Annotated in this window: 24 protein-coding genes; 6 read left to right on the forward strand and 18 right to left on the reverse strand. The window is 71.6% G+C overall.

Annotation, left to right across the window (positions count from 1 at the left end; genetic code table 11):
* Positions 1-32: 32 nt before the first annotated feature.
* Positions 33-566: a GtrA family protein gene (locus ABIC61_RS05650; protein WP_354029124.1), complete on the forward strand. Its 534-nt coding sequence runs from the start codon at positions 33-35 to the stop codon at positions 564-566.
* Between the two features lie 39 nt (positions 567-605).
* Complete coding sequence (locus tag ABIC61_RS05655) at positions 606-2,192, forward strand: DUF2142 domain-containing protein (protein WP_354029125.1); 1,587 nt, start codon at positions 606-608, stop codon at positions 2,190-2,192.
* Here the strand turns inward: ABIC61_RS05655 and ABIC61_RS05660 are convergent.
* Genes ABIC61_RS05660 through ABIC61_RS05670 form a run of 3 tightly spaced genes read right to left on the reverse strand, consistent with a single transcriptional unit; the run spans position 2,189 to position 4,962 of the window.
* Positions 2,189-3,496 (reverse strand): UDP-glucose dehydrogenase family protein, encoded by a 1,308-nt coding sequence (locus ABIC61_RS05660; protein WP_354029126.1) that lies wholly within the window; start codon positions 3,494-3,496, stop codon positions 2,189-2,191. The two genes, ABIC61_RS05655 and ABIC61_RS05660, sit on opposite strands and share 4 nt — an antisense overlap.
* A gap of 58 nt (positions 3,497-3,554) precedes the next feature.
* Positions 3,555-4,106 carry a PH domain-containing protein gene (locus tag ABIC61_RS05665; RefSeq protein WP_186321957.1) on the reverse strand — a complete coding sequence of 184 codons (552 nt, stop codon included), beginning with the start codon at positions 4,104-4,106 and terminating at the stop codon, positions 3,555-3,557.
* A 4-nt stretch (positions 4,107-4,110) separates the two neighbouring features.
* The gene (locus tag ABIC61_RS05670; RefSeq protein WP_354029127.1) at positions 4,111-4,962 is read right to left on the reverse strand and encodes a biotin--[acetyl-CoA-carboxylase] ligase; all 852 of its coding nucleotides are present in this window, start codon (positions 4,960-4,962) and stop codon (positions 4,111-4,113) included.
* Between the two features lie 74 nt (positions 4,963-5,036).
* Between ABIC61_RS05670 and ABIC61_RS05675 the strand changes: the two genes are divergently transcribed.
* Both ABIC61_RS05675 and ABIC61_RS05680 read left to right on the forward strand, forming a co-directional pair.
* Positions 5,037-6,632 (forward strand): acyl-CoA carboxylase subunit beta, encoded by a 1,596-nt coding sequence (locus tag ABIC61_RS05675; RefSeq protein ID WP_079236473.1) that lies wholly within the window; start codon positions 5,037-5,039, stop codon positions 6,630-6,632.
* Positions 6,632-6,898, forward strand: a complete 267-nt coding sequence (locus ABIC61_RS05680) for an acyl-CoA carboxylase subunit epsilon (protein WP_354029128.1) — start codon at positions 6,632-6,634, stop codon at positions 6,896-6,898. Before ABIC61_RS05675 ends, ABIC61_RS05680 begins: the two co-directional genes overlap by 1 nt.
* Before the next feature lie 476 nt (positions 6,899-7,374).
* On the opposite strand, the gene ABIC61_RS05685 is transcribed toward ABIC61_RS05680, so the two are convergent.
* The 4 genes from ABIC61_RS05685 to ABIC61_RS05700 form a co-directional block, all read right to left on the reverse strand.
* On the reverse strand, positions 7,375-8,424 hold the full coding sequence (locus ABIC61_RS05685) for a DUF8320 family protein (RefSeq protein WP_144752375.1): 1,050 nt from the start codon (positions 8,422-8,424) through the stop codon (positions 7,375-7,377).
* Positions 8,421-9,737 (reverse strand): sensor histidine kinase, encoded by a 1,317-nt coding sequence (locus ABIC61_RS05690; protein WP_354029129.1) that lies wholly within the window; start codon positions 9,735-9,737, stop codon positions 8,421-8,423. Before ABIC61_RS05690 ends, ABIC61_RS05685 begins: the two co-directional genes overlap by 4 nt.
* A gap of 5 nt (positions 9,738-9,742) precedes the next feature.
* A complete protein-coding gene (locus ABIC61_RS05695; protein ID WP_354029130.1) occupies positions 9,743-10,456 on the reverse strand; it encodes a response regulator transcription factor in 714 nt (237 codons plus the stop codon).
* A 211-nt stretch (positions 10,457-10,667) separates the two neighbouring features.
* Entirely contained in the window at positions 10,668-11,927 is a 1,260-nt protein-coding gene (locus ABIC61_RS05700) for a class I SAM-dependent RNA methyltransferase (protein WP_354029131.1), read from the reverse strand.
* Between the two features lie 14 nt (positions 11,928-11,941).
* On the opposite strand from ABIC61_RS05700, the gene ABIC61_RS05705 reads away from it, so the two are divergent.
* A complete protein-coding gene (locus tag ABIC61_RS05705) occupies positions 11,942-12,733 on the forward strand; it encodes a Maf family protein (RefSeq protein WP_354029132.1) in 792 nt (263 codons plus the stop codon).
* Positions 12,734-12,812: 79 nt separating this feature from the next.
* Positions 12,813-14,588 carry an acetyl/propionyl/methylcrotonyl-CoA carboxylase subunit alpha gene (locus ABIC61_RS05710; protein WP_354029133.1) on the forward strand — a complete coding sequence of 592 codons (1,776 nt, stop codon included), beginning with the start codon at positions 12,813-12,815 and terminating at the stop codon, positions 14,586-14,588.
* A gap of 128 nt (positions 14,589-14,716) precedes the next feature.
* Here the strand turns inward: ABIC61_RS05710 and ABIC61_RS05715 are convergent, their stop codons facing one another.
* From ABIC61_RS05715 to ABIC61_RS05765, 11 genes are all read right to left on the reverse strand, one after another.
* Positions 14,717-15,643 carry a hypothetical protein gene (locus ABIC61_RS05715; RefSeq protein ID WP_354029134.1) on the reverse strand — a complete coding sequence of 309 codons (927 nt, stop codon included), beginning with the start codon at positions 15,641-15,643 and terminating at the stop codon, positions 14,717-14,719.
* A 254-nt stretch (positions 15,644-15,897) separates the two neighbouring features.
* On the reverse strand, positions 15,898-17,562 hold the full coding sequence (locus ABIC61_RS05720; RefSeq protein WP_354029135.1) for a phospho-sugar mutase: 1,665 nt from the start codon (positions 17,560-17,562) through the stop codon (positions 15,898-15,900).
* A complete protein-coding gene (locus tag ABIC61_RS05725; RefSeq protein WP_354029136.1) occupies positions 17,559-18,386 on the reverse strand; it encodes a purine-nucleoside phosphorylase in 828 nt (275 codons plus the stop codon). Before ABIC61_RS05725 ends, ABIC61_RS05720 begins: the two co-directional genes overlap by 4 nt.
* Before the next feature lie 53 nt (positions 18,387-18,439).
* Entirely contained in the window at positions 18,440-18,718 is a 279-nt protein-coding gene (locus tag ABIC61_RS05730) for a PTS sugar transporter subunit IIB (protein ID WP_144752350.1), read from the reverse strand.
* Positions 18,715-19,161, reverse strand: a complete 447-nt coding sequence (locus ABIC61_RS05735) for a PTS sugar transporter subunit IIA (RefSeq protein ID WP_144752347.1) — start codon at positions 19,159-19,161, stop codon at positions 18,715-18,717. Before ABIC61_RS05735 ends, ABIC61_RS05730 begins: the two co-directional genes overlap by 4 nt.
* A 3-nt stretch (positions 19,162-19,164) precedes the next feature.
* The gene (locus tag ABIC61_RS05740) at positions 19,165-20,277 is read right to left on the reverse strand and encodes an adenosine deaminase (RefSeq protein ID WP_354029137.1); all 1,113 of its coding nucleotides are present in this window, start codon (positions 20,275-20,277) and stop codon (positions 19,165-19,167) included.
* A gap of 98 nt (positions 20,278-20,375) precedes the next feature.
* On the reverse strand, positions 20,376-21,665 hold the full coding sequence (locus ABIC61_RS05745) for a thymidine phosphorylase (RefSeq protein ID WP_354029138.1): 1,290 nt from the start codon (positions 21,663-21,665) through the stop codon (positions 20,376-20,378).
* A gap of 5 nt (positions 21,666-21,670) precedes the next feature.
* Positions 21,671-22,150 carry a cytidine deaminase gene (locus ABIC61_RS05750; protein ID WP_144752338.1) on the reverse strand — a complete coding sequence of 160 codons (480 nt, stop codon included), beginning with the start codon at positions 22,148-22,150 and terminating at the stop codon, positions 21,671-21,673.
* 16 nt (positions 22,151-22,166) lie between these two features.
* Positions 22,167-23,456 carry an ABC transporter permease gene (locus tag ABIC61_RS05755; RefSeq protein WP_354029139.1) on the reverse strand — a complete coding sequence of 430 codons (1,290 nt, stop codon included), beginning with the start codon at positions 23,454-23,456 and terminating at the stop codon, positions 22,167-22,169.
* A complete protein-coding gene (locus ABIC61_RS05760; RefSeq protein WP_354029140.1) occupies positions 23,453-24,802 on the reverse strand; it encodes an ABC transporter permease in 1,350 nt (449 codons plus the stop codon). The genes ABIC61_RS05755 and ABIC61_RS05760 overlap by 4 nt, the downstream gene beginning before the upstream one ends.
* Positions 24,799-26,319 (reverse strand): ABC transporter ATP-binding protein, encoded by a 1,521-nt coding sequence (locus ABIC61_RS05765; protein WP_354029141.1) that lies wholly within the window; start codon positions 26,317-26,319, stop codon positions 24,799-24,801. The genes ABIC61_RS05760 and ABIC61_RS05765 overlap by 4 nt, the downstream gene beginning before the upstream one ends.
* Positions 26,320-26,337: the final 18 nt, after the last annotated feature.

Genomic DNA, 26,337 nt, shown 5'->3' on the forward strand with positions numbered 1-26,337 from the left:
CCAGCGACAACTCTACGGACCATGGAGACACCGTGCGGCGACTGATTGCCCAGCTGGCTCGCTTCGGTGTCGTCGGCGCCGTCGGCTTCGTCGTGGACACGACGATCTTCAACATCCTGCGCGCGACGGTGCTGAGCCCGGACGAGGTCCACTCCGGACCGTTCTGGGCGAAGGTGGCGTCGACCGTCGTCGCGATCTTCGTCAACTGGATGGGCAACCGCTACTGGACGTTCCGCGACCAGCGCCGGAGCGTCGCGACCCGCGAGGGCGTCGAGTTCGTGATCGTGTCCCTGGGCGGCATGGTCATCTCGCTCGGCTGCCTCGGCATCTCGCACTACGTGCTCGGACTCACGTCGGCGCTGGCGGACAACATCTCGGGCAACGTGATCGGCCTGGTGCTCGGGACGGCCTTCCGGTTCTGGCTGTACAAGGTGTGGGTCTACCACCCCGAGCGGGGCGGCCGTCGGCCGTCGGACCCGACGCGCGCCGACGCAGCGGACTCCGGCGCCGGCACAGCGGACTCCGGCGCGACGAGCGCCGACGGCGAACGGGTCACCGCCCCGTAGGATCGTCGGGTCGCGTCCCCCGACCCAGGAGCACCACGCATGCACACCGAGCCCGTCGACGTCCATCCCCGGGTCGCAGTGTGGGAGCGGGTGACGATCGCGATCGTCACCGCCGCCTTCGCCCTCTGGCTCGTCGTGTGGGCGCTCGTCGTCCCCGTGTTCCAGGCTCCGGACGAGCGTGCCCACGTCGACGCGACCGTGCAGGTGGCCCTCGGCAACGCCTGGGCGCCGCCCGGCGACCTGCGGATCCTGAACGCCGTGATGGTCGCCCAGCAGCAGGAGGCCACGCAGCCCGCGGCCTCGCGGTCCACCGTCTCGGAACTGCTCGACAAGGCACCGGGGACGTCGGAGACCGTCGACCAGATGACGCAGCACCCGCCGACGGCGTACCTCGTCGGGGCCGCCGCCCTGCGGCTGGCGCACTACGGCGACCTGCGTTGGGACCGTGCGGTCGAGGTCCTGCGGCTGGTCGACGTCCTCTGGGCGACGGCGCTGCCCCTTTTGGCGTGGGCGACCGTCCGCCGGCTGACGCGTTCACCGCGCGCGGCGCTCGTCGGCGCCATGGCGCTGTTCGCGACACCGCAGCTCGCGTCCATCGCGTCGTCGGTCTCGAACGACGCCCCCGTGATGCTGTTCGGGGCCGTCGTCACCTGGCTGGCGACGCGGATGCTCACCGGCGACCTGCGGCGACGCACCCTCCTCGGCCTCGGCGTCGCACTCGGCGCCCTGATCTGGATGAAGGGCACCGGCCTGCCGGCGATCCCCTTCGTCGCCGTCGTGGTGCTCGTCGCCGGATCGGGAGCGGTGCCGTTCCTCCGTCGCGTGGGCCGGACGGTGGTGACGCTCGGGATCGCCGCGCTCGTCGGTGCCTGGTGGTGGCTGCACAACCTCGTCACGTACCACCAGCTGCAGCCGAACGGCTACGAGCAGTACCACCCGCCGATGCCGTTCCCGCCGGGCGAGGGCCCGAGCCTGCTGCGGTTCCTCGACGTCAGCTGGGGCACGATCACGCGGACGTTCTGGGGCAGCCCGGGCGGGAGCGCCCAGGTGACGATCGGTGCGGTGCTCACGGCCGTCCTCACGATCGTGGCGCTCGGCGTGGTCCTGGTGTGGGGCTTCCGACGCGGTCCGGAACGACGCGCAGTGGTGTGCCTGGCGGTGTTCCCCGCCCTGCTCGTCGCCGGGCAGACCTGGACGAGCGCGAACGCCTACCTGACGACGACGTTCGTGTCGGCCACCCAGGGCCGCTACTACTTCCCCGCGATCGTCTGCCTCATCGCGATCAGCGCGGTCGCGTGGCGTCGGATCCCGCGCACCGCCGGCGGTCGACGGGTGCTCGCCACGGTGCTCGCGGTCGGCTCCGTCGTCATCGGGTGGTACGGCCTCGCCGTCGTGGCGTCGTGGTTCTGGAACGCCGCCCGCGGCCCGGTGACGGCCGAGGGACTCACCCGCTTCGCCACGTTCGGTCCGGGCCCGGTGTGGTCGGTCACCGTCCTCGTCGTCGCGACCGCCGTCGGGCTCCTCGTCGCCCTGGTCCAGGTGCCCCGTCGGACGCAGATCGGCGCCGACACCGTGCAGGAGCACGACGCCGACGCCGACGAGCGGGTGGAGCAACCGGGTCGCTAGCGGCCCATCCCCCGGTAGGTGAAGCCCGCGGCCGTCCAGGCGTCGCGGTCGAGGCAGTTGCGGCCGTCGATGACGACCGGGTTCGACACGAGCGAGGCGGAGACCGTGGGGTCCAGCTCGCGGAACTCGTTCCACTCGGTGAGGACCAGCACGAGGTCGGCGTCGCGGAGCGCGTCCGTGGCGCTCTCGACGTACTCGAGCTCCGGGTGCAGGCGACGGGCGGTGACCACGGCCTCGGGGTCGTACGCGGCGACCGCGGCACCGTGGCCGAGCAGCCGTGCCGCGATGTCGAGGGCCGGGGAGTCGCGGACGTCGTCGGAGTTCGGCTTGAACGCGAGACCGAGCACCGCGATCCGCTTGCCCGTGACGGCACCGCCGAGGACCTCCTGCGCCAGCTCCACCACGTGGTCACGCCGACGCAGGTTGATGGCGTCGACGTCGGCGAGGAACGCGAGCGAGTCGGGCACGCCGAGCTCGTTCGCGCGCGCCTGGAACGCCCGGATGTCCTTCGGCAGGCAGCCGCCGCCGAAGCCGAGGCCGGCGTTGAGGAACTTGCGCCCGATCCGGGCGTCGTGGCCGATGGCGTCGGCGAGCGCTGTCACGTCGGCGCCGACGACCTCGGCGATCTCGGCCATCGCGTTGATGAAGGAGATCTTCGTCGCGAGGAACGCGTTCGCGCTGACCTTGACGAGCTCGGCGGTGGGCAGGTCGACGACGAGGCGCGGGGTGCCCTCGGCGAGGGTCGTCGCGTAGACCTCGTCGAGGAGGGCGACCGCGCGCTCACCGGTCTCGCCAGCGGGGACGCCGTAGACGAGGCGGTCCGGGGAGATGGTGTCCTGCACGGCGAAGCCCTCGCGCAGGAACTCCGGGTTCCAGACGAGCGAGGCGCCGGGGACGGCTGCTTCGACCTCGGCCGCGAGACGAGCAGCGGTGCCGACCGGGACGGTGGACTTGCCGACGACGAACTCGCCCGCACCGAGGTGCGGCGTCAGCGCGGCGACGGCGGCGTCGACGTAGGTGAGGTCCGCGGCGCCGGTCGGGCCCTGCGGGGTGCCGACGGCGAGGAAGTGCACGCGGGCGCCGGCGACCTCGGCCATGTCGGTCGTGAAGCGGATGCGGCCGGACTCGACTGCCTCGGTCAGGATCTCGGGGAGCCCGGGTTCGAAGAACGGTGCCTCGCCCGCGGCGAGCCGCTCGATCTTGACCGGGTCGACGTCGACCGCGACGACGTCGTGTCCGAGCTTGGCCATGGAGGCGGCGTGCACGGCACCGAGGTAACCGCAGCCGATGACAGAGATACGCACCCGAAGAAACTACCGGGTTCTCGTCGAACTTCCACCGAGTGCGATGGCACCGTGTCGGTCAGGGCCGGACGTCACCCCACTGCGGCCGCTCGGGACCGCCCCCGACGATCTCGTCCCAGTCGGGTTCGCGGTGCCGTCGCCGCGCCTCGTACGCCTCCACCATGTCGTGGAGGACGGCGACGACCAGGTCGGCGTGCGGCACGTCCCCGAGCACCACGGCGGGCTCGTCCCCGGGGAAGACGATCACGTCGCCCGACCGGAACACCCCTTGGAGCCCGCGCCGTCGGACGGTCACGTCGTAGCCGCGCGAGTGCAGGAGCTCCCGGCGCGTCCGCGTCCCGAGGCCGTGCACGACGACGAGCCGCCGGGTGGTGACGACGTAGCGCTCGGACATCCACCGGAACAGCGGCATCGCACCGCCGAGGAACACCAGGACGACCACGAGCGCGGCGACCACGGCGTTCAGCCACGCGAGCTGCGCCTGGAACACGCCGAACCCGAACCCGCCCGCGAGCGTCACGAGCACGACGAACACCGCCGGGCGCACGAGCCGGCGCGCGTGCGGCCGCAGGCGCGCGACAACGCGTTCGGGCGGCGGCTCGTCGGTCATGCCGTCATGCATACCGCAGGTGGGTGACGTCCCCCACTGCGACGCCCCTGGTGAAGCCCTGTCGATCCCGGATCGTGATGCGGCCGTCGTCGTCGATGCCGGTCGCCTCGGCCTCCTCGGCCGTGCCGTCCGGGAGCTCGAGGCGGACGTGCTGGCCGATCGTGCCGCAGGCCGACCGGACGCGGGACCGGACCGTCTCGGCGGCGTCACCGCCCGCGACCAGGGCGGCCACTGCCTCCAGGACGGCTCCGTGGAAGGCGACCAGCACCTCGTCGGCCAGGTCGGCGGCGTCGCCGTTCGCGCCGGCGACCGCCAGCGACGTGGACGTCGGTGTCGGGAGCCGGTCCGCGGGGATCGTGAGGTTCACGCCCGCGCCGACGACGACGCTGCCGTCGGAGGCGACCTGGCAGAGGATGCCGCAGACCTTCCGTCCACCGATCTGGACGTCGTTCGGCCACTTCACCAACAGCGCGCGCTCGTCGGCTGCCGGTCCGTCGCCGCAGACGGACGGGCCACGGAACGCGAGCACCCGTCCGATCGCGTCCCGCATCGCGGTGCCCGCGACGAGCGGCAGCCAGCCGCGGTCGCGCTCGACGAGGTCGGCGCGGACGAGCACGCTGACGGCCAGGGTCTCGCCCGCCGGCGCCGACCACGTGCGGTCGAGGCGGCCGCGTCCCGCGGTCTGGTGCAGGGTCGCGAGGACACTGCCGTGCGGCTGGTCGGCCGCGGCGGCGAGCAGGTCGGCGTTCGTCGACCCGGTCGTCTCCGGTGCCGTGAACACGGCGCCCACGGCATCCACGGCTGCGCGACTGCTCGTGAACGGCAGGGACGACGACGGGGACGCGGGTGTGGACATGCACGCAAATCTACGGGCAGGAACCGTGGGGGTCCTCCAACCGACCCCGTGGTCGCCGCCGGTAGGGTGAGCGGGTGACTTCAGGAGACACCCCCGATCTCTCGACGACGGCCGGCCGGCTCGCCGACCTCCGCGAGCGGTACCACGAAGCAGTGACCGCCGCGGGCGAGGCCGCGATCGCCAAGCAGCACGCCAAGGGCAAGACCACGGCGCGTGAACGCATCGAGCAGCTGCTCGACGAGAACTCCTTCGTGGAGCTCGACGAGTTCGTCCGACACCGCACCCACGCCTTCGGCATGGAGTCGAAGCGACCGTACGGCGACGCGGTCGTCACCGGCTTCGGCACCATCCACGGCCGCAACGTCGCCGTGTACGCGCAGGACTTCACCGTCTTCGGCGGCTCCCTCGGCGAGGTCGCGGGCGAGAAGATCATCAAGGTGATGGAGCACGCCCTCAAGACCGGCGTGCCGATCATCGGCATCCTCGACTCCGGCGGCGCCCGGATCCAGGAGGGCGTCGTCGCCCTCGGCAAGTACGGCGAGATCTTCCGCCTGAACACCCAGGCGTCCGGCGTCATCCCGCAGATCTCGATCGTCATGGGCCCGGCGGCCGGCGGGGCGGTCTACTCCCCCGCGCTGACCGACTTCGTGATCATGGTCGACAAGACCAGCCACATGTTCGTCACCGGCCCCGACGTCATCAAGACCGTCACCGGCGAGGACGTCGGCTTCGAGGAGCTCGGTGGCGCCCAGACGCACAACGCGGTCTCCGGCGTCGCGCACTACCTCGCCGAGGACGAGTCCGACGCGCTCGACTACGCCCGGTCGCTCATCGGCTTCCTGCCGGACAACAACCTCTCCGACGCCCCGGCGTACGACGTCGCGCCCGAGCTCGAGACCACCGACGCCGACCACGAGCTCGACGTCGTCATCCCGGACTCGACGAACCAGCCGTACGACGTGACGACGATCATCGAGCACATCGTCGACGACGGCGAGTTCCTCGAGGTCCAGCCGCTGTTCGCGCCGAACATCCTGATCGGCTTCGGCCGGGTCGAGGGTCGCACGGTCGGCATCATCGCGAACCAGCCGCAGGCCATGGCGGGGACGCTGAACATCGACGCCGGCGAGAAGGCCGCCCGCTTCGTGCGGTTCTGCGACGCGTTCGGCATCCCGATCCTGACCCTGGTCGACGTGCCCGGCTACCTGCCCGGCACCGACCAGGAGTGGACCGGTGTCATCCGCCGCGGCGCGAAGCTCCTGTACGCCTACGCCGAGGCCACCGTCCCGCTCGTCACCGTCATCACGCGCAAGGCGTACGGCGGCGCGTACATCGTCATGGGTTCGAAGCAGCTCGGCGCCGACATCAACCTCGCGTGGCCGACCGCCGAGATCGCCGTCATGGGCGGCCAGGGCGCCGTCAACATCCTGTACCGCGCCGAGATCAAGCGCGCCGAGGAGTCCGGCGAGGACGTCGCGGCCGTCCGCGCGAAGCTCGCGAACGAGTACACCTACAACGTGGCGTCGCCGTACCTGGCGGCCGAGCGCGGTGAGCTCGACGGCATCATCCAGCCGCACGCCACCCGCGTCTCGGTCATCAAGGCACTCCGGGCACTCCGGGGCAAGCGCGCCACGCTGCCGCCCAAGAAGCACGGGAACATCCCGCTCTGATGGGCCGCCACGCAGCAGTCGTCCCACCCGTGCCCGTCGACGCGGCCATCTCGGCCGCGGCCGACGTCCGTGTGGTGTCCGGCGAGCCCTCCCCGGAGGAACTCGCCGCCGTCATCGCCGTCCTGCAGCGACAGGCGGACGAGGCAGCAGCGAACGGCCGCCCCGAGGTCACCGTGTCGCCGCGCTCCGGCTGGGAGGCCTCCGCGCGGGGGCTCCGTCGTCCGCTCGAGCACGGCGTCGGCGTCTGGCCCCGCTCGCTCCGCTGATCCGTCGGGGCCTTGCGGGGCGCCGGAGGAACGGGCGACCATGTACCCCTGGGGTCCGGACGGGGCCGCACGTTGCACCGTGCACTTCCCGGTCGGTCTCCCCTCACTCGGGGGACACGGAGGGTCCACGGCGTCGGAAAACGCAGGATTTGTCCCCCATAATGACGACTGACACGGGGCTTGGCGGAGGGCATAGTAGTTCGTGTTCGGTGTCCTTCAACGAAGAACATCGCAGGCGGTGGCCGACTAGGGTACGAAGCCACCACCAGCTACGAGTCAGGGCGATATTCGGGTTGTCGCTCAGACTCGGGTCGTGAACGGGCCGGTCGGATTCCGACCGGCCCGTTCCCCGTTTCCGGGGACGTCGAGTGCACCGTCCCTGGTCGCACGTGTGCATCAGGCGGACGGGAGGCACGGTGCGGGCCCGCCCCGCGCCTCCAGTCCGCTGCCACGCGCCGCCGTGACGGACGCGGCCGCTACGCAGCCACGTGCCGCGGGATCTCCAGCCACAGGACCACGGAGTCGTCCTCGTCGCCGTCCTCGTCGTCCATGCCCGCGCCGAGCGCCGCGGACTCGCTCGCCGCCAGGTCCAGCCGCAGCCCGACGATCGTCACCGCGGAGTCGGAGCCCTCGGAGACGGTGCGGACGATGACGTTGTCGGCCTCGCGGGCCTGGCGCAGCGCCTCGGCGATCCGGGCGTGCACCCGTCGGAGATCCTCGATCTCGAGGTCGTCGAGGCCGCCGTCGTCGTGCAGCTGCACGGTCGCACCCCGTCGACGCAGGCGCATCACCTCGTCGCGGACGTCGTCGGAGAGCAGGGAGCGGCCGCGGATCTCGTCGCGGATCGCCTGCTCGAGGTGCAGGCACTCGGCACGCTCGGCGGCGTCGAGGTCTCCCCCGGTGTCGATGATCCGCTGCAGCATCGGCAGCGCCATCCGCGTGGTCTGGCTCAGGCGGAACTGCCGCTCGAAGACGTGGGCGTCCTGCGCCGCCTGCCAGTCGACGGTCTCCTGCTCGGCGCGGACGAAGTCACGGGTGACGCGGGTGGCCCGGTTCATGGCCGCGGCGAACCCGGTGGCGATCGCGACCCACGAGACGCTGCCGAGCACGCCGAGGGAGCCGAGCGCCCCGAGGCCCGCCCACGCGACCGTGTGCACGGCCAGGAAGCCCACACCGATCCAGGCGAAGGGACCACGGCCACGCACCACCAGCACGACCATGAGGGTGCCCACGGCGGCGATCCACCAGGTGGTGTAGTTCGGGCCGGACCGCAGCTCGACCACCGGCGAGGCGACGATCGGCATCACGATGGCCGTCCCGAGCGAGAAGCACGTCGCCCAGACCGGCAGGGTCCGCCCCGGCAGGAACACCGCGAGGCCCGTCGCGGCCGCGTAGAGGACCATGCACGCGATGACCGGTCCGACGTCGAGCACGCGGGGCAGCGTCGTCGCAGCGAGCAGCAGGTGGTAGACGGAGAACAGTGCGGCGAGGCCGATGGCGACGCCGGCGGGGATCGACACCTTCATCGCTGGGCCTCCTGGTGTGGCGCCCAACCGAGCAGCACTCGGGTACCCGAGCCGGGGGCGGTGAGGATCTCGGCCGAACCGCCGACGGCCACGACCCGTTCGACGATGGACCGACGGACGCCGAGCCGTTCCGCGGGGATCGCCTCGATGTCGAACCCGGCGCCGTCGTCACCGACCTCGACGTGCACGCCGGCGCCACGCTGCTCGACCCGGATCCACCGGTCGACCGCCGCACCGCCGGCGTGCTGCACGCTGTTCACCGCCGCCTGCAGGGCCGCGGAGGCCAGGGCGTCGGCGACGGTCGCGGGGATCCGCTTGCTGCCGAGCTGGCCCGGCTGGACGCAGACCGGAGCGGCCAGCGCACCGACGGCATCGGTGATCCGGGCGCGCAGGTCGACGAGCGACACCGGCGGTGCGTCGCCGGGGCCGTCCGAAGCGGCGGCCTCGAGGTGGTCGATCGCGTTCCGTGCCATCCGCGCCGCGAGCATCTCCGCGTCGGCGGTCTCGGCCCGCGCCGCCGACAGCAGCGTCGTGAGGACGCTGTCGTGCACGATCGCGTCGACCTGCACCCGCTCGACCTCGGTGGCGTGCTCCCGGATCGCGTGCGAGTAGCGCCGGACCGCCGTGGCCTGTGCGGCATCGACCGCGGTGGCCGCCCGCCGGAGCACGACGGCGATGACGAGGACGGCCCCGCTGAGGATCGCCGTGTAGACGCCGTCGAGGAGCGCCCGCACGCCCGCGTCGCCGCCGACCGGGGTGAGCCGGATGACGACGTACACGGCGGGTACGAGCGCGGTGTAGACCGTCGCGCGCCACGGCGCGAAGCCCATCGCGGCAGCGGTCGACCCGACCGTGCAGAGCCACCACGGCCACGGCACCTGGTCCGCCGGGATGGGTTCGCGGACGGTCAGCGGCCAGGTCACGAGTGCGACGAGGAACAGCAGCGCGCAGACGATCTGCGCGACCTGGGCGAGCCGCCGGGCGAAGACGGACGCTCCGACGAACAGGAACGACGCCGCGAGCCCGCAGGCCACGACCGGCCCCCAGACCGGGTCCAGGTAGGGCAGCTGGTCGAGCACGGCCGGCACCGTGGTGGCGCCGAAACCGAGCGCGGCCACGGCGATGAGGATCGCGAAGGCGCGCTCGACCGACGCCTGGGTGATGGACGCACGGACGCTCCGTGCGGGATCGGCGCCGAACGGACCCGGCCCGCCGGGCGGGACCGTGCCGGCCGCGGGCAGCACGCCGGCGGTCCGCGCCGGACCGGCAGCCCGTGCCGAGCCGCCCGCCGGCACCGCGTCAGCCGCAGCCATCCGTCTCAGCGGCCGTCGCCGTCGGGGTCGATGCCGGAGTCGAGGCCCGGCAGGATGCCGTCCTCGACCGCACGGCGGAGCAGGTCGACCTTCGTCGGCGCGGGACGACCGACCTCGACGTACTTCACGCGGATGCGGTCGAGGTACTCACGCGCCGTCGAGTACCCGATGCCGAGCTGTTGGGCCGCCAGCTTGAGCGGCAGACCCGAGGCGTAGAGGTGCAGGATCTCGCGCTCGCGACGGCCGAGCTGCGCCTTCGCGAAGTCCCGGTCGGCGTCGATCGCGCTCGCCCACTCGAGGTTGTTGAGGACGTCCCCGCGGGCGACGGTCGCGACGGCGGCCATCACGGTCTTCGTCGCGGAGGACTTCGGGATGACGCCGGCGGCCCCTGCTGCCAGTGCTTCCCGGACGTTCGCGACCCGGTCGGCGATCGAGTGCACGAGGACCGCGGAACCGGTGCCCTGCACACCCTTCACGTTCGCGGTCACGGTGGAGCCGTCGCCGAGCGACAGGTCGAGGACGACGACGTCGACCTCACGTCCGTCGAGGTGCTCGATGTACCCGGGAACGCTCGCGGCGGTGAGGACCACCTCGAACCCCTCGTTCTGGCACGCTGCCTGGATCCCGAGTCGCACGGACTCGTGGTCGTCGACGATGGCGACACGGACGGGCTTGGTCGCCAGTTCGGTCGTTCCGGATGTGGTCGTGTCTGTTGCCACGGTGGCCTCTCTCGTCGATGCGCACCCCCGGCCCCTGAAACCGGGGAGCCATCACCGATCCAGGATACCCAGGTCGGACTCAGGCAACGGCTCGACGCGGGCGTGACACGGCGACGCGTGTTGCACTCCGACACACGCCGCGCAAATCGGCCAGAGGCGGCGCGTCGCCCACGACGGCAGCGCGCCGCGCCCGGCGGTCACGCGCTCGACGTCAGCCGACGGGCACCAGGCGCGCCACGGCCTCCAGGTGGTGCGTGTGCGGGAAGAGGTCGAAGGCACGCAGTGCCTCCAGGCGGTACCCGAGGTCCGCGAACGTCGCGACGTCGCGAGCCAAGGCGACCGGGTCGCACGCCACGTAGACGACCTGTGCGGGCTGGAGTGCGGCGATCTGCACGACGACCTCACGCCCGGCGCCCGAGCGCGGCGGGTCGAGCACGATCGTCCCCGCACGGTGACGCTGCCGCTCGCCGGCCGACAGGCTCGACACGGTGCGCTGCAGCCAGCGGTCGACACGGCCGGTCTCGGCACGGGCACCGATCCACTCGGCGAGGTTCTCCTGCGCGTGCTCGGTGGCACGCTCCGAGCTCTCCACGCTGGTGAGCTTGGCGCGCGGTCCGACGAGGTCCCCGAGCGCGGCGCCGAGCAGCCCCACACCGCCGTACAGGTCGAGGTGCTGCCCCTCGGGGTCGAGCCGGTCCCGGTCGACGAGGTCCTGAACCGCGGCGGTCAACACGGCCGGGGCCGCACGGTGCACCTGCCAGAACCCGTTGTCGTCGACGGCGAACGAGCGCTCCCCGACGACCTCGGTGACGACGGTCGGCTTCTGCTCGTCGATCACGAGTCGCGCACCCTCGGAGCCGCTCGGCGCGAGGACGTCGACAACGGAGGCTCCGGGCATCGCGCCACGGCCGAGCGGTGCGTTCTCCTGCACGACGCGGCTCGCGAGCGGGAGCGACGTGACCGGCACGACGGTGTGCGACCGGGCGGCGAAGGGGCCGGCGGTGCCGTCCGCGTCGACGTGCAGGCGGACGCGGGTGCGCCAGCCGGTGCCGTTCGACTCGTCGTCGCCGGGTGCGGCCTCGACGACGACGTCGTGGCCGAGCACCTCGGCGAGGTCCGTGTGGGCGAAGCGTGCGAACGAGTCGACGAGGACGTCGTGCTTCAGCGTGCGCTGGTGCGCCAGCGCGATGTGCCCGAACTCGGCACCGCCGGCGCGGACGGCCGGATCCCGGTCGAGCGCGGCCTCGGGCCAGACGTGGTCGACGCGGTGCTCGCTCGGGGTCTCGACCGACACGGTGTCGGCGCGCCAGAACGACTTCTTCCGGTCCTCGGTGACCCGGGCGACGACGCGTTCGCCCGGGATCGCGTCCGACACGAACACCACCCGCCCCTCGTGCCGTGCCACCGAGATGCCGCCGTGGGCGATCCCGGTGACGTCGAGGTCGAGCAGCGTTCCGACGGATTCACCCATGGTTCGATGTTCCCATGCGTCTGTACCTCGCGAGTACCTCCCCCGCCCGTCGCGCCCTGCTCGCCCAGACCGGGATCGAGCCGGTGCTCGTCGCGCCAGGGGTCGACGAGGACGCCGCGGTCGCCTCGGCCGCCGCGTCGCTCGGTCGGGAACTCACCGGTCCGGAGCTCGTCGCGCTGCTCGCCGTCGCCAAGGCGTCGGCCGTCGCGGACGCCCCGGTGGCCGGCTCTCCCGTCGACGGCTTCGTGTTCGGCGGCGACTCCGCGTTCGAGGTCGAGGGCGTGCTGTACGGCAAGCCGCACGACCCGGCCGTCGCGCGCGAGCGGTGGCGGCAGATGCTCGCCGCCGGGGGCGGCACGCTGTGGAGCGGGCACTGCGTCATCGACCGGCGGCGGGCCGTCGACGCGCCCGGTTCGCAGCCTGGAGGCGCGGGGCGGGCCGGCACCGTGCCTCCCGTCCGCACCGTGGACGCGTCGGGCGGTGGGCCGCTGGGCCTGGCCGCGTCGTTCGCCGACGTCGCGCCCGGTGGGTCGGGGCTCGTCGCCTCCGGCGACCGTGTCGTGGCGGTCGACAGCGCGGTGCTCACCTTCGCGGACGACATGTCCCCCGAGGAGATCGACGCGTACGTCGCGACGGGCGAGCCGCTCGAGGTCGCCGGTGCGTTCACGATCGACGGGCGGGCGGCCGCGTACATCACCCGGATCGACGGCGCACCCTCCGCCGTGGTCGGGCTGTCGCTGCCGGTGCTGCGATCGATGCTCCTGCGGGGCTTCGGCGTTGCCTGGCACGATCTCTGGGCTCTGTAGGAATCCACACTGCTTCAGCGAGGTTCTTTGTGGGTGCCAGTCAATTCGTGCCCCCGTCGCACGAATACGCTGGCTTACCATGCCCCGTATCAGCAAGGTCCTCATCGCGAACCGCGGCGAGATCGCCGTCCGCATCATCCGCGCGGCCCGCGACGCAGGCAAGGCATCGGTCGCGGTCTACGCCGACCAGGACCGTGACGCCCTCCACGCCCGCCTCGCAGACGAGGCCTACGCGCTGAACGGCACCACGAGCGCCGACACCTACCTCGTCATCGACAAGATCATCTCGGTCGCCCGCCGCTCCGGCGCGGACGCCGTGCACCCGGGCTACGGGTTCCTCGCCGAGAACGCCGACTTCGCCCGCGCCGTCATCGACGCCGGGCTGACCTGGATCGGGCCGTCGCCGGAGTCGATCGAGCAGCTCGGCGACAAGGTGTCCGCGCGGCACGTGGCCGAGAAGGTCGGCGCACCGCTCGCCCCGGGGACGATCGAGCCGGTGCAGGACGTGTCCGAGGTCTTCGACTTCGTCGACCAGGTCGGGCTGCCCGTCGCCATCAAGGCGGCGTTCGGCGGCGGTGGCCGCGGGCTGAAGGTCGTGCGGGACCGCTCCTCGGTGGAGGAGCTGTTCGAGTCCGCCACGCGTGAGGCCATCGCGGCGTTCGGTCGCGGCGAGTGCTTCGTCGAGAAGTACCTCGACAAGCCGCGCCACGTCGAGACGCAGTGCCTCGCCGACGAGCACGGCAACGTCGTCGTCGTCTCCACGCGCGACTGCTCGCTGCAGCGTCGCCACCAGAAGCTCGTGGAAGAGGCGCCCGCGCCGTACCTGACCGATGCGCAGACGGAGCGGCTGTACGAGTCGTCGAAGGCGATCCTCCGCGAGGTCGGCTACGTCGGCGCCGGCACCTGCGAGTTCCTCATCGGTGCCGACGGCACGGTCTCCTTCCTCGAGGTCAACACCCGCCTGCAGGTCGAACACTGCGTCTCCGAAGAGGTGACGGGCATCGACCTCGTCCGCGAGCAGTTCCGCATCGCCGAGGGCGGCGTGCTCGACTACTCCGACCCGTCGCCGAAGGGCCACTCGTTCGAGTTCCGCATCAACGGCGAGGACCCGGGCCGCAACTTCTTCCCGGCACCCGGCCCCGTGCACGCGTTCAACGCGCCGTCCGGCCCCGGTGTCCGCGTGGACTCGGGCGTCGTGTCCGGTGACGTGGTGTCCGGCTCGTTCGACTCGATGCTCGCGAAGCTCATCGTGACCGGTGCGACGCGTGAAGAGGCCCTTTCGCGCTCCAGACGAGCGCTTGCGGAGTTCGAGGTGACCGGTCTGCCGACCGTGCTGCCGTTCCACCGCGCCGTCGTGTCCGACCCGGCGTTCGCGACGGACGACTCGACGCCGTTCTCCGTGTACACGCAGTGGATCGAGACGGATTTCCAGAACGACATCCCCGCGTGGAGCGGCTCCCCCGAGGAGCTCCCGGCGCCGGCCGCCCGCGAGAGCGTCGTGGTCGAGGTGCAGGGCAAGCGCATCGAGGTCACCATGCCCTCGATCGTCGGCGGTGGCGCCGGTGCTGCCGGTCGTCGTCCGGCCGGGCCGTCCGCTCCCCCGAAGCGTCGTTCCTCCGGCGTCCGCGGAGGGCTGGCGTCCTCGGGCTCCGTGACGTCCCCGATGCAGGCCACCGTGGTGAAGCTCGCGGTCGCCGAGGGTGACACCGTGGTGAAGGGCGACCTGCTCGTCGTGCTCGAGGCCATGAAGATGGAGCAGCCCGTCGCTGCCCCGCGCGACGGCGTCGTCACCGGGCTGAACGCCCCCGTCGGCCAGACGATCTCGTCCGGCCACGTGCTGCTCGAGCTCGCGTAGGGCGCGGGCGGCGCCGCCCGCGCCCCGGCGCGCCGCGGCGCGCCGCGGCGCGGGTTCGCAAAACACCGGTGTTCGTACAAGGAACCCCCGCATGACGGGGTTCGGCGTACGAGCACCGGTGTTGTGCGTCACGACAGGCGAGCGATGCCGGCGCGTTCGAGGCGAGCCGGCGCGCTGCCGCCCGGTTCGACGTCGCGCCAGGTGACCCGGACGACCGTTCGGATCTCGGGGACCGCACGGAGTCGGTCTTCCCGGAGCTTCTCGTCCATGACCACGCGCTCCGGAGTCCGTCCACCACGCATCTCTCGGTCGCGGTACTTCACGAGGCCGTCGAACTCGACCACCACTCCGGCCTCTGGGAACCAGAAGTCGACCCGCCCGATGAGTCCTTCGGCGTCGCGGAACTCGCGCTGCAGGGCAGGCGGCGGGAAACCCTCCTCAGCCCATCGAAGGCGAGCGACGGACTCCCCCGGCGAACCCGCGAGTCCGTCGGCGAACTCGATCGCACGCCGTGCCCGGCTGGATGCGCGAGGCCGCGGCGTGCGGCGTGCGAGCTCGGCCAGGAGCTCGTCCTTCGACACGCCTCGTGCGAGGACGGCGTCCAACACGACGATCGCAGTACGGAACGGTTCCCGGAGTGCGACGTCGACCGCTGTGACGGTCAAGGGCGTCACGGCGTAGCCGCCGATGTGTACCGGCTCGACGATGCGCTCCGCCGCGCCGACCTTCTGCAGGTGGGCACGGCGCTGTCCGTTGCGTCGCTTGGGGTCGAGGACGGCGACGAGTTCCGGTGTCTCCCCCAGCCAGGGCAGGTCGTGGAGCACGACGGCAGAGTGGTGCGAGACGATGAGGTCACCGCTGGTCCAGGGCATCACCGCATCGATCCTGGCGCGGTGCCGCTCGTGTTCCGTCGCGGTCGCGAAGACTGCGCGCACGACGTACCGACCCGGCGTCAGTCGCAACAGTTCACCGCGTCGAGCTGCGTCGATCAAGCGACGCTGCGCGCGTGGATCTGGATCGCCGGCGGCGACGCCGAACACCTCGAGACGTCCCATGACTGCACGATGGCAGCCTCCTGTTCCGGCTGGGAACAGGCGCGGAAGCGAGTGGATGACTCGGTCTCGATCAGCGGCTGTGGAGGAGTCGTCCCCCGATTCCTGACGCCCGGCACCCGACCTGGCGCGGCGCGGGCATGCAAAACACCGGTGTTCGTGCGTGGCACCGCGTCATGCTGGGGTGCGTTGGACGAACACCGGTGTTTTGCGGCAGCGGCAGCGGCAGCGGCAGCGGCCGGCAGAGGAACCGGCGGCTACGAGACCAGGGGGCGGACTGCGGCGGCCAAGGTGTCGACGAGGGACTGTGCCTCGGCGGGGGTGGAGGCCACGGTGTCGATGTAGACCTTGACCTTGGGTTCGGTCCCGCTCGGGCGGACGATCACCCGGGCGTCACCGGCGAGGTCGTAGCGCAGGATGTCGGACGGCGGGAAGCCCTCCACACCGTCGAGGTAGTCCGTCGTCGTCAGGACGTCGACACCACCGAGGGAGGTCGGCGGCGAGGACCGCAGGGACGCCATGATCGACCCGATGCGCGAGAGGTCGTCCACGCGGGTCGCGACCTGGCCGGAGGCGAACGCACCGAACTCCGCCGCGAACGCCTCGAGGTGGTCGGCGATCGTCGAACCCGACGCAGCGAGGTCGGACGCGAGCGACAGCAGCGACAGGGCAGCCGAGATGCCGTCCTTGTCGCGCACCACGTCCGGGTCGACCAGGTAGCCGAGCGCTTCCTCGTACCCGAACAGCAGCTCGGGCACACGGGAGACCCACTTGAACCCGGTCAGGGTGTCGCGGAACTCCAGCCCGTGCCGCGCCGCGACGCGTGCGAGCGCCGGCGAGGACACGATCGACGCCGCGAGCGTCCCCGAACGACCGGCGGCGGACGCCTGGACGGCAGCACGCCACCCGAGGAGCCACCCGACCTCGTTGCCCGAGAGCCGGCGGAAGAAACCGGAACCGTCCGGGATGGCGAGCGCCAGACGATCGGCGTCCGGGTCGTTCGCGATCACGAGGTCCGCCCCGACAGCGACGCCGCGCGCGATCGACAGGTCCATCGCCCCCGGTTCCTCGGGGTTCGGGAACGACACCGTGGGGAACGCCCCGTCGGGCTCGATCTGCTCCGGCACCGTCGACGGCACGGCGAACCCGGCAGTCTCGAACACCGCACGGGCGGTCTCCCACCCGACGCCGTGCATGGCCGTGTAGACGACCTTCGGCTGGTTGTCGACCGGGAGGCGCGGTGCCGGCACCGTCGCGGCCGTCGCGTCGACGTACGCCTGCACCAGGGCGTCACCCGCCACCGCGTAGTCGGTCGCCCGAACGAGATCGCGCACGTCGCCTGCGGCGACGTCGTCGATCGCCGCGGCGATCGCACCGTCGACCGGTGGGACGATCTGCGAGCCGTCGTCGGCCTCGCCGAGGTACACCTTGTAGCCGTTGTCCCGCGGCGGGTTGTGGCTCGCGGTGACCATGACCCCGGCACCGACGTCGAGGTGCCGGACGGCGAACGCCAGGACGGGGGTGGGGAGCGCCGACGGCAGCAGGGTGACGTCGAGCCCGAGTCCGCGCATCACCTCGGCGGAGTCGCGGGCGAACACGTCGGAGTTCACCCGGCCGTCGTAGCCGATGACCACGCTGCGGCGACGACCGGTGTCGATGAGGAACCGGGCGAGCCCGGCGGCAGCCTGGGTGACGACGACGCGGTTCATCCGCAGCGGACCGTACCCGAGCTCGGCGCGGAGTCCGGCGGTACCGAACTGCAGCCGTCCGTCGAACCGTGCGGCGAGGGCCTGGACCGCGGGTCCGTCACCGGTCGCCGCAGTGTCGACGGCGGCGGCGAGCTCGGCCCGGGTCTCCTGGTCCGGGTCCTGCTCAGCCCACGCGCGGGCGGCGGCGAGTACCCCCGCCAGGTCGAGCTTCACAGCGCGCCCACCACGCGGGCGAGCAGGTCGGCGATGACGGGCTCGGCCTGCTTGCCGGCTTCGAGCACCTCGGCGTGGGACAGCGGCGTCTTCTGGATGCCGGCGGCGAGGTTCGTGATGAGCGAGAAGCCGACGACCTCCATGCCCGCCTGCCGTGCCGCGATGGCCTCGAGCGCCGTCGACATGCCGACGATGTGCCCGCCGATGGTCTTCGCCATCTGCACCTCGGCCGGGGTCTCGTAGTGCGGCCCGCGGAACTGCGTGTAGACGCCCTCGTCGAGCGTCGGGTCGATCGTGTGGGCGATCGCCCGCAGCCGCGCCGAGTAGAGGTCGGTCAGGTCGACGAACGTCGCGCCCTCGAGCGGGCTGTCCGCGGTGAGGTTGATGTGGTCGCTGATGAGCACGGGCGTGCCGGGCGTCCAGTGCTCCTTGATGCCGCCGGCACCGTTGGTGAGCACCATGATCGAGGCGCCCGTGGCCGCGGCGGTGCGGACGCTGTGCACGACGCGACGGACCCCGTGGCCCTCGTAGTAGTGCGTGCGGGCACCGATGACGAGCGCGTGCCGACCGTCGGCGAGACGGATCGAGCGAACGGTGCCGGAGTGCCCGGGCACTGCGGACGCGCTGAAACCGGGGACGTCGGCGGCATCGATCGACGACACGGTCTCACCGATGAGGTCGGCGGCCTTGCCCCAACCGGAACCGAGGGTCAGGGCGATGTCGTGCCGCTCGATCCCGGACTTCGCAGCGATGACTGCGGCGGCGTCGCGCGCGACCTCGAACGGGTCGGCGGCGGGGTCGTTCAGCGGGTTCTCCGTGCTCATGCCCCAACTCTAAAGGGACAGAACACAGCCCGGCGAACGGGTCGGAACCCGGGTCAGTGCTCGCCGAGCGCCCGGTCCACGGCCGCCGTGATCTCGCCCTGGTCGAAGTGGTTCCGGATGACGATGACCTCGGCGTAGGTGTCACCGATCGCTTCGACGAACTCGGCGCTCGTCAGGATGACGTTCGCGTCGTCCGAGACTTCACGCACCGAGGCGACGTCCGCCGCGACCACGGATGCCTGCAGGCCGAGCGCGCTGAGGGCCTTCTCGGCGTTCACCTTGAGGATCCCGCTCGAGCCGATCCCGGCGCCGCAGATGGTCACGATCTTCACGCGGAGACCCCCATGATCGTACGGACCTCGTCCGCCGTGGCCGCCGCGGCGAGCCGCCCGGTGACGGTGGCGTCGTTGAACAGGTTCGCGATCTCGCCGATGGACTCGAGGTGCGCCCCGACCCCGGCGACCGCGAGGCCGAGCACGACCCGGACCGGGTCGTTGTGCGGGTGTCCGAAGGTCACCGGCGACTCGAGCGTCACGACCGAGAGCCCGTCACGGAGCACGGCGGGCCCCGGTCGGGCGTGTGCGAACGCCAGGCCGGGCGAGATCACGATGTAGGGGCCGTGTTCCTCGACCAGCCCGATCATCGCGTCGGTGTACGGATCGGTGGCGGCCCCCGAGGCCACGAGCGCACCGCCGGCCAGCCGGAGCGCGTCGCGCCACGAGGACGCGGTCGCCCCGAGCACGACGGCTTCGTCAGGCAGCGGCGGCAGTGGCATGCGTCAGGCCTCCTGGTGACCGGCCGTGATGGTGGCGATGATCTCCTCGCGGTCCTCGAGCGGCAGGAACGAGCCGAGGGCCGCGTTGATCTGGAACGCCGCGAGGTCGTCGAGGTCGTAGCCGAACGTGCCGGCCAGGAGCGCGAGCTCCTTCGACAGCGACGTCCCGCTCATCAGGCGGTTGTCGGTGTTCACCGTCACCCGGAACCCCAGCTGGTAGAGCACGTCGAACGGGTGGTCGGCGAGGTCGTCGCCCCACGCGGCGATCGCGCCGGTCTGCAGGTTCGACGACGGGGAGACCTCGAGCGGGATCTCGCGGTCGCGGACCCACGACGCGACCTCGCCGAGGGAGGCCAGCGTCGAGCCGTCACCGGCGTCGGACAGCGTGACGTCCTCGAAGATCCGGACGCCGTGGCCGAGGCGCAGGGCCCGGCCGTCGACGAGGGCGGACCGGATCGAGGCGAGGCCGTCCGCCTCGCCCGCGTGCACGGTGACGGGGAAGAGCTCGGAGGCGAGGTAGTCGAACGCGGCGCGGTGGTTCGCGGGCGGGAAGCCGGCCTCGGCTCCGGCGATGTCGAAGCCGACGACACCGGCGTCCCGGTGCCGGACGGCGAGCTCGGCGATCTCGAGCGAGCGGTCGGCGTGGCGCATCGCCGTGACGAGCTGACCGACGCGGATGCTGCCACCAGCGGCCTCGACCGCTTCCTCGATGCCGGCCTGGACGGCGTCGACCGTCTCGTCGAGGGTCAGGCCGCCCTGCAGGTGCTGCTCGGGTGCCCAGCGGACCTCGCCGTAGACGACGCCGTCGGCGACCAGGTCCTCGACGAACTCCTTCGCGACGCGGTGCAGCTGCGGAGCGGTCTGCATCACCGACGTGGTGACGTCGAAGGTCTTGAGGTACTCGACGAGCGAGCCGGAGTTCGACTGGTCGGCGAACCACTGCCCCAGCTCGGCCGCGTCGGTGGTCGGCAGCGACACACCAGACGACTCCGCCAGCTCGACGATCGTCGCCGGACGCAGACCACCGTCGAGGTGGTCGTGCAGCGAGACCTTCGGCAGGTCGTTGATGACCGCTCCGGCGTCGGGCAGGCGGTAGGTCGGGGCGTCGGCGCTCATGCCCCCAGGCTATCGGTGGTCACCGACCGAGCGCAGGCACCTGTGCACAACAGACGGACGAACGGACTGGAGGCTCCCCACAGGTCAGCCGACGGGCTTCAGCCCGCGATGCGCTCCCGCACGATCGGACCGCGCGGCTCCGCCGACGTACCGATCGCCCACGCCCCCTCGAGCGACTCCAGCGCCCGCGGGATCCGCGACTCGTCGTCGCTGTGCAGCGTCCAGAGCGGCTGTCCCTCGGTCACGGTGTCCCCCGGCTTGACGTGCAGTTCGATGCCCGCGCCGGCCTGCACCGGGTCCTGCGCGCGCGCACGACCGGCACCGAGGCGCCAGGCCGAGACGCCGAACGGCAGCGCGTCCTGCTGCGTGAGCACACCCGACGACGGCGCGGTGACGACGTGCTGCTCGCGAGCGACCGGCAACGCGGCCGAGGGATCGCCGCCCTGCGCCGAGATCATCCGACGCCAGGTGTCCATCGCCCGGCCGTCGGCCAGCGCCGCGGCCGGGTCGGCGTCCGGCATCCCGGCGAGCGTCAGCATCTCCGAGGCCAGTGCCACGGTCAGCGCGACGACGTCGGCGGGTCCGCCGCCCTCCAGCACCTCGACCGACTCCCGCACCTCGAGCGCGTTGCCGATCGTCAGGCCGAGCGGGACCTCCATGTCGGTCAGCAGTGCCGAGGTCTTCACCCCGGCGTCGTTCCCGAGGTCGACCATCGTCTGAGCCAGCTCGCGCGACGCCTCGTACGTCGGCATGAACGCACCGGACCCGAACTTCACGTCGAGCACGAGCGCACCGGTGCCCTCGGCGATCTTCTTCGACATGATGCTCGACGCGATGAGCGGGATGCACTCGACGGTGCCGGTGATGTCCCGCAGGGCGTACAGCTTCTTGTCCGCGGGCGCCAGGCCCGTGCCAGCGGCACAGATCACGGCACCGACGTCCGACAGGATCTCGAGGAGACGCGAGTTCGACAGCGCAGCCTGCCACCCGGGGATCGACTCGAGCTTGTCGAGCGTGCCACCCGTGTGGCCGAGCCCGCGGCCGGACAGCTGCGGCACCGCGACGCCGAACGACGCCACGAGCGGCGCCAGCGGCAGCGTGATCTTGTCGCCGACCCCGCCGGTGGAGTGCTTGTCCACCGTCGCCTTGCCGAGCGACCCGAACGACATCCGCTCCCCCGACGCGATCATCGCGAGCGTGAGGTCCTTGATCTCCCGGCGTTCCATCCCGTTCAGGAAGATCGCCATCGCCATCGCGGCCATCTGCGGGTCCTCGACGTAGCCGCGCGTGTACGCGTCGACCAGCCAGTCGATCTCGGCGGTGCTCATCGCCCCGCCGGAGCGCTTCGTGCGGATGAGGTCGACGGTGTCGAAGGGCTCGACGGCCATGGGGATCAGTGCTCCTGCTGGTAGGTGGCGAGGGTCCGGGGTCCGAACGCGTCCGGCAGGACCTCGTCGATGGTGCGGATGCCGGACACGGTCTCGAGGAGCATGCCCTCGGTCGAGTGCTCGAACAGCAGCTGACGGCAGCGGCCGCACGGCATCAGGGTGGCGCCGTCGCCGTCGACGCACGTGAACGCGACGAGCTTGCCGCCGCCGGTCATGTGCAGCTGCGACACGAGCGAGCACTCCGCGCAGAGCGTGACGCCGTAGGACGCGTTCTCGACGTTGCAGCCGGAGACGATCCGGCCGTCGTCGGTGAGCGCCGCGGCGCCCACCGGGAACGACGAGTAGGGCGCGTAGGCGTGCCGCATCGCGGCCGTCGCTGCGGTCCGCAGGGCGGTCCAGTCCACGTCGGACTGGAGGCGCGGGGCGGCGTCCGCAGGGGCGGTGGCGGTGACCGCCTGGTCACCCTGGGCGTTCGTGTGGGTCATGTGCCGCGCCTCCCGGCTAGCTCTTGATGTACGGCTTGCCGGACGCGGCAGGACCGCGCGACTGCCCGACCAGGCCGGCCACCGCGAAGATCGTCACCACGTACGGGAGCATCAGCAGGAACTCGCTCGGGACGGGCGAGTTGATCGCGCCGAGCGTGTTCTGCAGGTTCGACGCGAAGCCGAACAGCAGCGCCGCGAGCGTGGCCTTGATCGGGTCCCACCGGCCGAAGATGACGGCGGCCAGCGCGATGTAGCCGGCGCCCGCGGTCATGTCCTTCGTGAACGGTCCGACCGCGTCGAGGGTGAAGTACGCGCCACCGAGGCCCGCGATCGCCCCCGCGAGGGAGACGTTCCAGAACCGCGTGCTCGTGACGTTGATGCCGACCGTGTCGGCCGCCTGCGGGTGCTCACCGACCGCGCGGAGGCGGAGGCCCCAGCGGGTCTTGAACAGCGCGAACGTGACGACCGCGACGGCGATGTAGGCCAGGTAGACGACGACCGTCTGCTCGAAGAACACCGGACCGATGACCGGGATCTGGTGCAGCAGCGGGATGTCGATCTTCGGGAAGCGCACGCCGACGTTGAGCGTGGTCTCGTTCGGCGAGAGCACCTGCGAGTACAGGAAGCCGGTCAGGCCGGAGATGAACGCGTTGATGACGACACCCACGATGACCTGGTCGACGAGGTACTTGATGCTGAACGCCGCGAGGATGAACGACACCAGGACACCGGCGACGAGCGCACCGACGAGGCCCACCCACGGCGAACCGGTCAGCGACGCGATGAGCGCCGAGGTGAACGCGCCGGCGAGGAACTGGCCCTCGATCGCGATGTTCACGACACCGACACGCTCCGAGATGACGCCGCCGAGGGCACCGAACACGAGCGGGACGCTGAGGCCCAGGGCGCCGACGAGCAGGCCGGGCAGCGGGACGGTGGCTCCGGCGGCTGCCCACGTCAGGAACCCGACGACGAACACGATCGCGAAGACCGACGTGACCCAGAGCGGGACGCGTCGGAAGGCCCGGACCTCGACGAACGCGTACACGGTGGCGATCGCCAGGAGGACGACGACCACGTACCCGGTCGCACCGGCGGCCAGCGGGACGTCCGGCAGGGCGAAGAAGTCGCCGCTGTTGGCGAGGCGGAACGTCGTCGTGCCGGTGCGGTGGAGCAGGACGAAGAACACGAGCGCGAGCACCGTGAAGACGGCGTACCCGATCGGGAGCTTCCAGCTGCGGGTGGTCTCGACCGGACGGTCGGCGAGGGGCGACGCGGGTGCCGCCGTGGGGCTGAGGGTGCTCACGCGGCGACCGCCTTCTTGCTGTTCTTCGTGGTGACGCGACGACGTGCACCCGGCTGCGGGATCCGGAAGATCGCGCGGACGAGCGGCGGGGCCGCGATGAAGAGGACGATGAGGGCCTGGATGACGCCCACGATGTCGATCGGGATGCCGTTCGCGGCCTGCATGGCGTAGCCACCGTTCTTCAGCACGCCGAACAGGATCGCCGCCCAGAACACGCCCCACGGCTTCGAGCGTCCGAGGAGTGCGACGGTGATCGCGTCGAAGCCGATGCCGGCGTCGATGCCCGAGGTGAACCCGGTCGTGACCGCGCCCTGCACCTGGTACGCACCGGCGATGCCGACGAGGGCACCGGAGATGACGAGCACCCAGATGGTGAGGGCGGGCACGCTCATGCCGGCGACCCGGGCCGCACGGGGGTTCTCACCGATCGTGCGGAACCGGAAGCCGAGCGACGACTTGTTGACGAGCCACCACACGACGACGACCGCGAGGATCGCCACGATGAATCCGAGGTCGATGCCGTACCGGGCGCCGAAGAGCGACGGGAGCACCGCGCTGTCCTTCGTCGCGGGTGAGATCGGGTTCGTGCTGCCCGGCGCCTGCAGCAGCTTCGGGGTGCGCAGCAGGTAGCTCACCAGGTACAGCGCCACGTAGTTGAGCATGATCGTGACGATCACCTCGTGCGCACCGGTGCGGGCCTTGAGCACACCGACGATGCCGCCCCAGACCGCGCCACCGACGATGCCGGCGACGATGGTGAGGGGGATGTGGATCGCGGCGGGCAGGTCGAAGGAGAACCCGACCCAGCCGGCGGCTGCGGCGCCCATCAGGATCTGCCCCTGGCCGCCGATGTTGAACAGGCCGGCGCGGAACGCCAGGGCGACGCCGAGGCCCGCGGCGACGAGCGGCACCGCGTAGTCGACCGAGCGGGTGAGCGGCACGATGGCCTGCTGGAAGCTCGAGGCGCCGAAGTTGACCACGGACCCCTCGAACAGCGAGGCGTAGGAGCCGCCGACCGCGGTGCCGATCGCCCGGAGCGTGTCGACGGGGCGTGCGAAGAAGTAGCCCGCGGCCGCGCGGACGTTCTCGTCGGTGATCGCGATGAGGATGCCGCACGCGACGAGCGCGAGGACGACGGCGAGCACCGTGACGAGGGCGGAGCCGTTCAGGATGCCCTGGAGGGCGGCGTGCCAGCGGTCCTCGCCGTTGCGGCACTCGGTGTCCTCGGCGGAGTCCGTCATGAGGTGCGGGGTGGACTCGACGTCCTGCAGGCGGTCGTCCGTCAGCGGGGCGCCGGACTCAGGCTGCGTCTCCGGCTGCGTGTTGTCTGGCGTGGGGGTGCTCACGCTGCCAGCTCCGTTCCTTCGGGCAGTTCGCCCGCCATCATGAGACCGAGGACGTCGCGCGGGGTGTCCGCGGGGACGATGCCGACGATCCCGCCGCGGTACATCACGGCGATCCGGTCGGCGAGCGCCACGACCTCGTCGAGCTCCGTGGAGACGACGATGACCGGGACGCCGGTGTCGCGGGTCGCGACGATGCGCTTGTGCACGAACTCGATCGACCCGACGTCGATGCCGCGCGTGGGCTGCGCCGCCACGAAGAGCCGCAGGTCGCGGCTGAGTTCGCGGGCGAGGACGATCTTCTGCTGGTTGCCGCCGGACAGGCGCCCCGCAGCGGTGGTGCGACCGGGCGTGCGGATGTCGAACTCGGCGATCTTCTCGTCGGCGAAGGCGTCACGCTCCGCCGAGCGGATGGTGCCGGCGCGGACGAACTCGGCGTGGTCGGCACGGTCGAGCATGAGGTTCTCGGCGATGGTGAACTCGCCGACGAGCCCGTCCTCCTTGCGGTCCTCGGGCACGAAGCCCACGCCCGCGTCGAGGATCTGCTTGACGCTGCGGCCGGTGAGCTCCTGACCGTCGAGCGTGACCCGCCCGCCGTGCACGGCTTCGAGGCCGAGGATCGCCTCGGTGAGCTCGGTCTGGCCGTTGCCCTGGACCCCGGCGATCGCGAGGATCTCCCCCCGGCGGACGCTGAACGAGACGTCGTCGACGAGCACGATGCCGTTCGGGTCGGTGACGGTCAGGCCGTCGACGACGAGGGCGTCCTCGCCCCCGGTCGCCGGCGTCTTGTCGACGACGAGCGAGACCGCGCGGCCGACCATCAGCGCTGCGAGCTCGTTGTTCGTCGCGGTGGGCGACGCCTCGCCGACGACCTTGCCGAGCCGGATCACGGTGATGCGGTCGGCGACTGCGCGGACCTCGCGGAGCTTGTGGGTGATGAAGACGATCGCGGTGCCCGCCTCGCGGAGCTGCCGCATGATGCCCATCAGCTCGTCGGTCTCCTGCGGGGTGAGGACGGCCGTCGGCTCGTCGAACACCAGGACCTTCGCGTCGCGGGACAGCGCCTTGATGATCTCGACGCGCTGCTGCACGCCGACGGGCAGGTCCTCGATCTTGGCGTCGGGGTCGACGTCGAACCCGAAGCGCTCGGAGATCTCCCGCACGCGCTTGCGGGCACCGGCGAGGTCGAGCCGACCGCCGAACGTGGTCTGCTCCTGACCGAGCATGACGTTCTCGGCGACGGTGAACACGGGCACGAGCATGAAGTGCTGGTGCACCATGCCGATGCCGGCGCGCATGGCGTCGCCGGGGCCGTCGAAGTCCTGGACGACGTCGTCGAGGAGGATCTCGCCCTCCTCCGCCTGGTACAGGCCGTAGAGGACGTTCATCAGGGTCGACTTGCCGGCGCCGTTCTCGCCGAGGAGGCAGTGGACCTCACCTGGCTCGACGGTGAGCGAGATGTGGTCGTTGGCGACGAGGGGGCCGAACCGCTTCGTGATGCCGCGGAGTTCGAGCTTCATGTTCGGGAGTCTATTTCT

This window comes from Curtobacterium sp. 1544 (genome assembly GCF_040544915.1).
GTDB lineage: Bacteria > Actinomycetota > Actinomycetes > Actinomycetales > Microbacteriaceae > Curtobacterium > Curtobacterium pusillum_C.

What these genes read in the sequence shown, in the direction of transcription:
- ABIC61_RS05655 (WP_354029125.1), top strand. Translation starts at nt 606, where the DNA reads ATGCACACCGAGCCCGTCGACGTCCATCCCCGGGTCGCAGTGTGGGAG.
- ABIC61_RS05665 (WP_186321957.1), bottom strand. Translation starts at nt 4,106, where the DNA reads ATGACCGACGAGCCGCCGCCCGAACGCGTTGTCGCGCGCCTGCGGCCG.
- ABIC61_RS05670 (WP_354029127.1), bottom strand. Translation starts at nt 4,962, where the DNA reads ATGTCCACACCCGCGTCCCCGTCGTCGTCCCTGCCGTTCACGAGCAGT.
- ABIC61_RS05680 (WP_354029128.1), top strand. Translation starts at nt 6,632, where the DNA reads ATGGGCCGCCACGCAGCAGTCGTCCCACCCGTGCCCGTCGACGCGGCC.
- ABIC61_RS05685 (WP_144752375.1), bottom strand. Translation starts at nt 8,424, where the DNA reads ATGAAGGTGTCGATCCCCGCCGGCGTCGCCATCGGCCTCGCCGCACTG.
- ABIC61_RS05690 (WP_354029129.1), bottom strand. Translation starts at nt 9,737, where the DNA reads ATGGCTGCGGCTGACGCGGTGCCGGCGGGCGGCTCGGCACGGGCTGCC.
- ABIC61_RS05700 (WP_354029131.1), bottom strand. Translation starts at nt 11,927, where the DNA reads ATGGGTGAATCCGTCGGAACGCTGCTCGACCTCGACGTCACCGGGATC.
- ABIC61_RS05705 (WP_354029132.1), top strand. Translation starts at nt 11,942, where the DNA reads ATGCGTCTGTACCTCGCGAGTACCTCCCCCGCCCGTCGCGCCCTGCTC.
- ABIC61_RS05710 (WP_354029133.1), top strand. Translation starts at nt 12,813, where the DNA reads ATGCCCCGTATCAGCAAGGTCCTCATCGCGAACCGCGGCGAGATCGCC.
- ABIC61_RS05715 (WP_354029134.1), bottom strand. Translation starts at nt 15,643, where the DNA reads ATGGGACGTCTCGAGGTGTTCGGCGTCGCCGCCGGCGATCCAGATCCA.
- ABIC61_RS05725 (WP_354029136.1), bottom strand. Translation starts at nt 18,386, where the DNA reads ATGAGCACGGAGAACCCGCTGAACGACCCCGCCGCCGACCCGTTCGAG.
- ABIC61_RS05735 (WP_144752347.1), bottom strand. Translation starts at nt 19,161, where the DNA reads ATGCCACTGCCGCCGCTGCCTGACGAAGCCGTCGTGCTCGGGGCGACC.
- ABIC61_RS05740 (WP_354029137.1), bottom strand. Translation starts at nt 20,277, where the DNA reads ATGAGCGCCGACGCCCCGACCTACCGCCTGCCCGACGCCGGAGCGGTC.
- ABIC61_RS05745 (WP_354029138.1), bottom strand. Translation starts at nt 21,665, where the DNA reads ATGGCCGTCGAGCCCTTCGACACCGTCGACCTCATCCGCACGAAGCGC.
- ABIC61_RS05750 (WP_144752338.1), bottom strand. Translation starts at nt 22,150, where the DNA reads ATGACCCACACGAACGCCCAGGGTGACCAGGCGGTCACCGCCACCGCC.
- ABIC61_RS05765 (WP_354029141.1), bottom strand. Translation starts at nt 26,319, where the DNA reads ATGAAGCTCGAACTCCGCGGCATCACGAAGCGGTTCGGCCCCCTCGTC.